A 951-nucleotide genomic window follows, 5' to 3' on the forward strand; every position below is an offset into this window, starting at 1 on the left:
TACCGGCGCCCCAGTCGATCATGGTTTCAACATCGTCAGTCGAAGACGGCATGCCTGAAGCGCGGGCCCAGGCAATGCTCGTGACATACCTCGTCGGTCAGGGTTGGCGGATCCAGCGCGTCGCGGATACGACCACGAAGGAACAAGGGATCGACGTTCTTGCGACTCGTGGTGACCGGACCCTCGCCGTCGAGGTGAAGGGCTACCCAGGGCGACGGTATTCCGATCCGCGCCGCGCCGGCGAGACCAAGCCGACGGCACCGGCGACACAAGCGCGGCATTGGTACGCGCAGGCGATTCTCAAGGCGATGCTGATGTGCAGCGATCATCCCGGCTATGAGATCGCCATCGCCCTACCGGATGTGCCGACCTATCGCTCCCTTTATCAGCGAACTCGCGGAAGCCTTCAACGGCTCGATGTCACGGTCTTCTTTATCGATGACGATGGTCGTGTCCAGGAAGGCTTACTGCAACGCCCGGCTTCTGGGAGGTTTCGGTGGGACGGGTAGAAGACGATCTGCGTGATCTCATCCGTGGGTGGGTAACAGCCGCGTGCCGTGAGTGGTCTTATCCGGATGTCTCTGAGCCATACTTCGACGCCGTCTACGAGCGGCTACCGGTCGGCGTCCGGACGCTGGTGGCCTCGGGCCATCGAGACGGGCTGATCAGGCCGGTCGGAACATACCGGTTCACGCTGCAGGGGCTGCCGCCTGGCAAGGGTCCCTATGCGTGGGTCAGCCGAAATGAGCAGGCGCAGGCGCCGGCCATCAACTGGGAGTACCTGATCCAGGCCGCCGAATACGCCCGGGTCTATGGGGCGCTGTCGTCCAAGGGCTATCTCATCGCGGTGGAAGACCGGCTTATGGACATCACCGTCTCCGACCCTGATGGTGCCTTGCGATGGTACATCGAGGTCAAGGAGCGGGCGATCGACGTACCCGGTCTCGTCGA

Annotated in this window: 2 protein-coding genes; both read left to right on the forward strand. The window is 62.9% G+C overall.

Annotated elements, in window-relative coordinates; all coding sequences use genetic code 11:
* On the forward strand, window positions 1-509 hold a 509-nt coding region (locus tag MYF83_RS42220), incomplete at its 5' end, for a hypothetical protein (RefSeq protein ID WP_248966445.1).
* A partial coding sequence (locus tag MYF83_RS42225; protein ID WP_248966446.1) for a hypothetical protein occupies window positions 497-951 on the forward strand: 455 nt, incomplete at its 3' end. The genes MYF83_RS42220 and MYF83_RS42225, both read left to right, overlap by 13 nt.

Source organism: Sphaerisporangium perillae, assembly GCF_023276435.1.
GTDB lineage: Bacteria > Actinomycetota > Actinomycetes > Streptosporangiales > Streptosporangiaceae > Sphaerisporangium > Sphaerisporangium perillae.